Source organism: Aquimarina spongiae (assembly GCF_900141785.1).
In the GTDB taxonomy this organism is placed as follows: Bacteria; Bacteroidota; Bacteroidia; order Flavobacteriales; family Flavobacteriaceae; genus Aquimarina; species Aquimarina spongiae.
Window position 1 is genome coordinate 42,420 of record NZ_FQYP01000015.1, and the last position, 8,206, is coordinate 50,625.

Here is an 8,206-nt window from a genome sequence, read left to right on the forward strand (position 1 = left end):
ACCAAAATAATTAAAAAAAAGAGATTGTACTCCAAACAATGAATAAATATACTAAGATTCTCATTATTTATACCGTTGCGTTATTCAGTTCTTGTGCAACATATTCTCCTCAGTATAAAGTCGAAAATTTTCCAAAAAAATTACCGCAAAAATCTCTGGAAAAGAGATTTTATCTCATTGGGGATGCTGGGAACGCTCAATTGGGTGAAACTACTCAAGGCTTAGCCCTTCTCGAAAAAGTATTGGATACTACTGATACCAAAAATGATTTCTTACTTTTTCTGGGTGACAATATTTACCAAAAAGGAATGCCCAAAAAAGGAGAAGAGGATAGAGATGAGGCGGAACATAAGATTAATGTGCAAATAGATGTGGTCAAAAAATTTCAAGGCAAGTCTATTATCATACCAGGAAATCACGATTGGTATAATAAAGGAGTAGAAGGTTTAAGAAGGCAAGAAAAATATGTGATTGGTCAACTCAAAAACGATAAAACTTTCTTACCAAATCAAGGTTGTCCTCTAGAAAGCATAAAAATTAATGATGATGTACATCTTCTAATTTTGGATACGCAATGGTACTTGGCAAATTGGGATAAAAACCCAACCATCAACGATGATTGTGAAATTAAAACCAGAGAAAAGTTTTTTACAGAACTAGAAGGGGAATTTAAAAAGCATAACGAAAAAACGATTGTCGTTGCGATGCATCATCCTATGTATACCAATGGACCACATGGAGGGAAGTTTAGTTTTGATAAGCACATTTTTCCTTCCAAAAAGAAAATACCTCTGCCAGGTCTGGCGTCTTTGGTTGCAATGATGAGATCACAAGGAGGAGTTTCTCCACAAGATGCCTCAAACGAATTGTACAATAAATTTATGCGTAGACTGGCTACTATGGCCAAAGGATTGGATAAGGTAGTTTTTGTTTCTGGACATGAACATTCACTACAGTATTTAGAAGGGGAGGGCTTAAAGCAAATTGTATCAGGTTCTGGTTCCAAAGTATCAGCAGCGGCACTAGGAAAAGACGGTTTGTTTTCTTATCCGGGTCAGGGGTTTGCAATTTTGGATGTTTTTACAGACGGTTCATCCAATGTTCGTTTTTATGGAGGAGAAACAGAACAACCAGAACTGGTATTTCAAACAAAAGTATTTGAAAAAGACCAGGAGTATGATACTAGTGGTTTGGATACTTCTTTTCCTCAAGAAAAAACCGCTTCGATATATAATAAGGAAGAAGTAAAGAAATCAAAATTCTATAAATCATTTTGGGGAGATCACTATCGTTATGTATTTGGTACTGATATTAAAGTTCCTGTAGCAACTTTAGATACATTAATGGGAGGTTTCCTTATTGATAGACAAGGAGGAGGGCAGCAAACCAGATCTCTTAGATTAATAGATAAAGAAGGTAAGCAATATAGCTTAAGAGCACTGAGAAAAAGTGTGACTCAATTTTTGCAAAAAGGAGCTTTTAGAAACACCTATCTAGACGATGGCTTTGAAGATACATATACGGTAGATGTATTGGCTGACTTTTTTACTTCAAGTTATCCATATGCTTTTTTAGCGGTAGATGATTTGGCAGAAGCGGTAGGAGTTTATCATACAAATCCAGAGGTATATTATATTCCTAAACACCCTGCTTTGGGTAAGTATAATGAAAGCTTTGGGGATGAATTGTACTTTTTGGAAGAGCGTCCGGGAAAAGAGTTTAAAGATGTAGCTTCCTTTGGAAACCCAGATGATATCGAGAGTACTGATGATATGTTGAAGAAACTCAGAAAAGATGAAAAGTACACTTTGGATGAAGAAAGTTATATCAGAGCTAGACTTTTTGATATGATTTTAGGAGATTGGGATAGGCATCCTGATCAATGGAGATGGGCCGAGTTTGACACCGAAAACGGAAAGATATACAGACCTATACCAAGAGATAGAGATCAGGTGTTCTGTAATTATGATGGCCTCATTTTAGGATTGGTCAAATTTGTGTCTCCATTATCAAGAAAATTTCAATCTTATGACGAGGAACTGAAAAAGGTAAGGTGGATCAATTTATCTGGCTTGCGATTAGACCGAGCGTTAATTCAAAAGTCAGATGAGAAGATTTGGATCGATCAGGCAAATCATATCAAAAACCTGCTTACCGATGAAGCTATCGAAAAAGCATTTGAAGATATTCCTTCCGAATTACAAGATGAAACGATTCAAAATATAAAACGATTTTTAAAGAGTCGTAGAGATAATATAGAAGATATTGCTATTCGTTATCATGAGTACCTGGCAAAACATGCAATTATTACAGGGACAGATAAAGACGATTATTTCGAAATTACAAGAAAAAATAAAGCAACTACCATAAAGGTTTCCAGAATCAAAAAGGGTGAAATTCAATCCCCGTACTTAGAGCAAACGTTCAGTTCTAAAGAGACCAAAGAAATTTGGATTTATGGTTTAGATGATGATGATCAGTTTGTAGTAAATGGAAAAGGGAGTAATCCAATAAAAATTAGAATTGTAGGAGGACAAAATAATGATCAATATACTATAGAGAATGGCAGAAAGATCAAAGTTTATGATCATCGATCAAAACCAAATACGGTAAACAAAAAGAGTGGAGCCCGAATACGATTGACTGATATTTATAATTACAATATTTACGATTACAATAAGGTGCGTAGTGCCAACAATACAATAACACCGCTCGTTGGATTTAACCCAGATGATGGATTGAGCGTAAGTATTTCAGACGTGTATACTGTCAATGGTTTCAAAAACAACCCCTATCATAGTAAACATAGATTGCATGCAGGATACTATTTTGCTACTGAAGGTTATGATATTACTTATTCTGGAGAGTTTATGAACGCCATTGGGAATTGGAATATTTTGATCAATGGAGTATATACCAGCGAAAATTTTGCACAGAACTTTTTTGGTTTCGGAAACAATACTCCCAACTTTGATGATGATCTTGGGTTGGATTTCAATCGTGTAAAAACTAGTATATGGTCCTTTGGTTTAGGAATGTCTAGACGAAATAATTACGGAAGTCGTTTTGCGATTAATGCCAACTACACAGGGATAGAAGTGCAGGATACTCCAGGAAGATTTATTACTTCAGGATTAGGATTTATTATTGGAGATCCGGACTTTTTTGAACGTAAGTTTTTTGCAAATCTTGATCTTCATTATACTTATGAGAGTTATGATAATAAAGTCAATCCTACTCGAGGAATGAAGTTTGATCTACAAACAGGAACAACAACCAATGTAGAAGATACCGATCTTACTTTTGGATATATCAATACCAATCTCGGTTTTTATAGTGCTATCTCTCGAAATAGAAAATTGGTACTTAAAACGGATGTGCTTGCGCAGGTTAATATTGGAGATGATTTTGAGTTTTATCAAGCTGCAACTTTGGGAGGAACCAAAGGATTACGAGGGTTTCGAGAAGAACGTTTTACAGGAGAAAGTGCTTTGGCATTTAGCGGAGATCTACGATACAGCTTTGATCGTTTTAAAACAGGCCTATTACCATTACAGATAGGAATTTTCGGTGGATATGATATCGGAAGAGTCTGGTTAGATGGTGAGGATTCTGACCGATGGCATGATTCTTTTGGTGGTGGATTTTGGGTGAATGCAGTAGATGCAGTAGGAGGGCAGCTCGGATTATTTAATAGTGATGATGGACTTCGATTTACTTTTGGTTTCGGGCTAGACTTTTAAGACACTACTTATTTAAAGGGTATTCATACAACGTAGCTTTGTGATGCTTGGTTTTTTCGTTGGTGATATAGAGTGTAGAATCATTTTTAAAACACACTCCTTCCTTTTGAGAATAGTGATTTAGTTTTATCTTTTGAATCGATCCACCAAATAAGTCATCTCCCTTAAAGTCCGAAAGTACAAACAGTTTATTGTAGGTGAGTAAAACAATGGTGTCCCCACTTCGGTTTACAGTGGCCCCTGTGACAAAACAATCGGCATTATCTTTACACGTGCGGTAAGTACCTATAAGTTTAGCCACATGTTTTCCTGGCGATGCAGGAAGCTTATATAATTTGGTAGTCCCTTCAAACTTAGAGCTTCTATTTTTTGTAAAAAGATAAAGGTGATTATTGAGATGAATAAAAGCCTCAATGTCATAATTGAAATTCTTCTTTTTAGGAGGAAATTTCTTTTGATCTTCCAGAGCAAACCAAATTTTTTCAATAGAGATATCTTTTTTTAATACACCCCCGACACGATAGATTACAAGGTCTTTACGTTTATTGTTATTATTTCCAAAATCTCCTACATAGATATTGTTTTGGGTATCGTAGGCAAGATCTTCCCAGTCCACATTTTGGGTGTCAGGAAGTTTAATTTTGTCCAAAATAGTTCCTTTTTCGTCTAATCGATATAAGATGTTTTTGTTACCAGAATCATTGATAACATAAAGATGATCCTTGCCTAAATTAGTAATCCCCGAAACTTCATGAACAGTATTAGACAGGGTATTGATTTTTATTAAATCCGTAGATGTATTGTTCTGGCAACTCATGGTGCAAGTTGCCAGAACAATAAGATAAAATGCGAATAATATTTTAGTTTCTTTGATTCCAGGCATTGAGCATCCAGCTTGATTTTTCAAGGTCTCCAATATAGGTTCCGGTAATGTCCAACGTTCCGTCATCTTTACTGTTTTCTGCAGCAGCAGTTACTTCTTTAAGTTGTTGTAGCAATACTTGATAATCAGCCAAAACAGCAGATACCATTTCCTGATCAACAAGATTTGTATTTGACTCCTTAATGTTTGAGGTGTCAAGGTAGTCGGTAAAGTTACTTATAGGCTTACCTCGTAGGGTTAAAATTCGTTCTGCAATCTCATCAATTTTTAATTTTGCATCTTCATAAAGCTCTTCAAATTTTTGATGAAGCTCAAAGAAATGAGGACCTGTAATATTCCAATGAAAGTTTCTCAGTTTTTGATAATGCATATGATAATCGGCTAGTAGCTTGTTAAGCGCGCTAATTGTATTTGAATTTTCCATAGTTTTTATCTATTTATTATTTAAAATCAATACAAAATTATTATAGTTCAACTGCTTATCTCAAATTTATAATAGTTAATAATGATAATAAGATTATTCAATTCGATTTGTGATTTCTTTAAGAATTAAGTCCAGATACTCAGAATCGTGAGGTACGTACCCTTGATTTTGTAATGGTCTTTTCCTAATTTCTTCGAATTCCTCAATTCTTAATAATTGTATGTCCGAAACTTCTTCTTTTTGTAATGTAAGTTCAGTAATCGGTGTTTTTAATTCTGATAAATAGATATGATGAAATTCATTATCAATAATTCCAGGGGCGGGTCTCTTTTGAGATGGATAGATTTTCAAAAAATCCAATTCGTGATCCATGATTGACAATCCTATTTCTTCTTGTATTTCACGAATAGCAGATGTTTTTGGGTTTTCACCAGCGCTAATATGTCCAGCTACAGAAATATCCCAAAGACCAGGATAGGTATCCTTATTTTCCGCCCGTTTTTGAAACAACAATTCTTTGTGTTGCGTGTAAAACCAAATATGCACACTCGCATGATATAGGCCTAATCGATGTGCTTCAGATTTAAGCCGTACGTCTTCTGTAGCTTCACCATGCTCATTTAATATGTCGATCAGTTCATCAGCCATTATATTTGCATTAAAATAAAAAAGGGCATTTGCAGTCAAACACCCTTTTATTTTTAGATTATATGCTTATTATTTTCCAAAATAACTAAAAGTTTCTCCTGCTTTTATATTCAAAAGACTTTCATAGATCAACTTTATTACATTTTCTACATCATTTTTATGTACCATCTCTACCGTAGTATGCATATATCGCAATGGCAGGGAGATTAATGCTGAAGCAACACCTCCGTTACTGTAGGCAAAAGCATCTGTATCTGTTCCAGTCATTCTGCTAGAAGCCATTCGTTGAAATGGGATTTTTTTATCTTCTGCCGTTTGGATTAATAATTCTCTCAGTCTGTTTTGTACCGCTGGAGCATATGAGATTACAGGACCATCACCAATTTTGGTTTCCCCTTGAGTCTTTTTCTCGATCATTGGGGTAGTGGTGTCATGACAAACATCGGTTACAATAGCCACATCTGGTTGTATGGTATGAGTAATCATTTCTGCACCGCGTAATCCAATTTCTTCCTGCACCGAGTTAGTGATATAAAGCCCAAAAGGAAGTTTCTTTTTGTTTTCTTTTAAGAGTCGGGCCACTTCAGCAATCATAAAACCTCCCATACGATTGTCTAGCGCGCGACAAACAAATTTGTCTTTATTAAGGATAAAAAACTCGTCGGGATAGGTGATTACACATCCAACATGCACTCCCAGTTTTAGTACTTCTTCTTTTGTAGAGCAACCTACATCAATGCAAATGTTGTCTAATTTTGGCGGTTCTTCTTTTGCTCTGTTTCTGGTGTGTATCGCCGGCCATCCAAATACACCTTTTACAATCCCTTTTTTGGTATGTATGTTGACTCTTTTTGAAGTAGCAATTTGATGATCACTTCCTCCATTTCTAATGACATAAATTAATCCGTTGTCGGTAATGTAATTGACATACCATGAAATCTCGTCAGCATGACCTTCGATAACTACCTTATATTTTGCTTTCGGATTGATAACACCTACAGCAGTTCCATAAGTATCCGTTATGAAATCATCTACATAAGGTTTTAGATAGTCCATCCATATCTTTTGTCCTTCCCATTCATATCCTGTCGGAGCAGGATTGTTCAAGTATTTTTCAAGAAAAGTCAATGACTTTTTGTTTAATATGCTGCTTTTTTTAGCCATAGTTATGTATAATCTAATTTAGTTTTCACGAATTTAATAATATTCACATATATTTTACGCTATAGAATATGTTAATTACTAATTTTGGAATAATTTTGGAAGACCTAAATTTACTATGTTAAGACATTTGTGCTTTATATTGATGGTTTGTACCACTAGTATGCTCTTTTCTCAAGAGAAGGGAAAGACGCCTATTGATTCTTCCAAAATTGATTCTACGCGATACATACAGTACTATTTTATAGAAGGAGATACCATTCCTCATGAAGCCATAGATCTGGATGAAGTAGTAATTCTTGGTCGGTTAAAGTTTAAAGATAATCTGTCCAGAAGAAAGTATTTGATTTTACGACGTAAAACCAGAAAGGTATATCCTTACGCAAAGTTGGCCGCAGATCGACTAACAACACTCAATGAGCGATTAGAGTCAATTGATTCCAAAAGAGCACGTAAAAAATATGTAAAAAGACTTCAGAAATATATGGAGGAGGAGTTTACCAAAGAATTAAAAAAACTTACGCGTACAGAAGGTCAGATTTTGGTAAAGTTGGTTAATCGACAAACAGGTAAGACTATGTTTGAGTTGATCAAAGAATACCGAAGTGGTTGGAGAGCCTTTTGGTATAATAATACTGCTCGTCTTTTTGATATATCACTCAAGGAAGTCTATGACCCTATAAATGTAGAAGAAGACTATTGGATTGAGGATATTTTACAGCGAAGCTTTCAAGCTAATGTACTAAAGGAGCAAAAAACAGCGCTGGATTTTAGTTTTTATGATTTGAGGAATAAATGGTCTGATCCCGGCGATAGTAAGACTGCAAAACAATAATCTAAGAAAGTAGTGTACAATTCTTACCCTTTGAGTTTTTAAGAAGTTCGAAAATTCTAAAAAAATACATCTCCGTTTTCATAAATTTTATTATCTTCGCTTTCTATCTTTTTTAAAATCAGCCTGTTCGAAATTTCTTTAAAAAAATCTTCAAAAAATTCATTGTTGATTAAGAAAGTATGCTTAGGTTTGCAGCCGCTAAACGGGGAAGAGAATTGAGGGTAGATGTGGTTTAGCAATGTTCATTGACAGCTTCGGAAAAACTTTTTAAAAATATTTCAAAAAAGTTTTGGTGGATAAAAAAGGGGTTGTATATTTGCACCCGCTTTGAGAGAGAAGCGAAGTTCATAAGAAAGATTACAATGGTTTAGGGTTAGTTTTTGCTAGCTGAGATAGGGTTCGATTCCCTTAGTAATAACGAAGTTTTAGGATGCTATTAATAGTGGCATTTGAATCTAAAGAAGTTCATAGACATATTGATTGACAGCGCGTACGATTTTTGGTTTTATTAC

6 protein-coding genes are annotated in these 8,206 nt (G+C 34.9%); 2 read left to right on the plus strand and 4 right to left on the minus strand.

Annotated elements, in window-relative coordinates:
• Nucleotides 1-38: 38 nt before the first annotated feature.
• Entirely contained in the window at nucleotides 39-3,743 is a 3,705-nt protein-coding gene (locus tag BUE24_RS22975) for a metallophosphoesterase (RefSeq protein ID WP_073321931.1), read from the plus strand.
• Nucleotides 3,744-3,747: 4 nt separating this feature from the next.
• On the opposite strand, the gene BUE24_RS22980 is transcribed toward BUE24_RS22975, so the two are convergent.
• From BUE24_RS22980 to BUE24_RS22995, 4 genes are all read right to left on the minus strand, one after another.
• Nucleotides 3,748-4,626: a hypothetical protein gene (locus tag BUE24_RS22980; RefSeq protein ID WP_084549674.1), complete on the minus strand. Its 879-nt coding sequence runs from the start codon at nucleotides 4,624-4,626 to the stop codon at nucleotides 3,748-3,750.
• Complete coding sequence (locus BUE24_RS22985; RefSeq protein ID WP_073321934.1) at nucleotides 4,604-5,050, minus strand: Dps family protein; 447 nt, start codon at nucleotides 5,048-5,050, stop codon at nucleotides 4,604-4,606. Before BUE24_RS22985 ends, BUE24_RS22980 begins: the two co-directional genes overlap by 23 nt.
• Nucleotides 5,051-5,143: 93 nt before the next feature.
• Entirely contained in the window at nucleotides 5,144-5,698 is a 555-nt protein-coding gene (locus tag BUE24_RS22990; RefSeq protein ID WP_073321975.1) for an NUDIX hydrolase, read from the minus strand.
• Between the two features lie 69 nt (nucleotides 5,699-5,767).
• Entirely contained in the window at nucleotides 5,768-6,862 is a 1,095-nt protein-coding gene (locus BUE24_RS22995; RefSeq protein ID WP_073321937.1) for a M42 family metallopeptidase, read from the minus strand.
• Between the two features lie 160 nt (nucleotides 6,863-7,022).
• Between BUE24_RS22995 and BUE24_RS23000 the strand changes: the two genes are divergently transcribed.
• On the plus strand, nucleotides 7,023-7,694 hold the full coding sequence (locus BUE24_RS23000; protein ID WP_244548198.1) for a DUF4294 domain-containing protein: 672 nt from the start codon (nucleotides 7,023-7,025) through the stop codon (nucleotides 7,692-7,694).
• Nucleotides 7,695-8,206 lie beyond the last annotated feature (512 nt).

Bases quoted from the DNA above. Each gene is read 5' to 3' on its own strand.
- BUE24_RS22985 (WP_073321934.1), bottom strand. From the start codon at position 5,050: ATGGAAAATTCAAATACAATTAGCGCGCTTAACAAGCTACTAGCCGAT.
- BUE24_RS22980 (WP_084549674.1), bottom strand. From the start codon at position 4,626: ATGCCTGGAATCAAAGAAACTAAAATATTATTCGCATTTTATCTTATT.
- BUE24_RS22990 (WP_073321975.1), bottom strand. From the start codon at position 5,698: ATGGCTGATGAACTGATCGACATATTAAATGAGCATGGTGAAGCTACA.
- BUE24_RS22975 (WP_073321931.1), top strand. From the start codon at position 39: ATGAATAAATATACTAAGATTCTCATTATTTATACCGTTGCGTTATTC.
- BUE24_RS22995 (WP_073321937.1), bottom strand. From the start codon at position 6,862: ATGGCTAAAAAAAGCAGCATATTAAACAAAAAGTCATTGACTTTTCTT.
- BUE24_RS23000 (WP_244548198.1), top strand. From the start codon at position 7,023: ATGCTCTTTTCTCAAGAGAAGGGAAAGACGCCTATTGATTCTTCCAAA.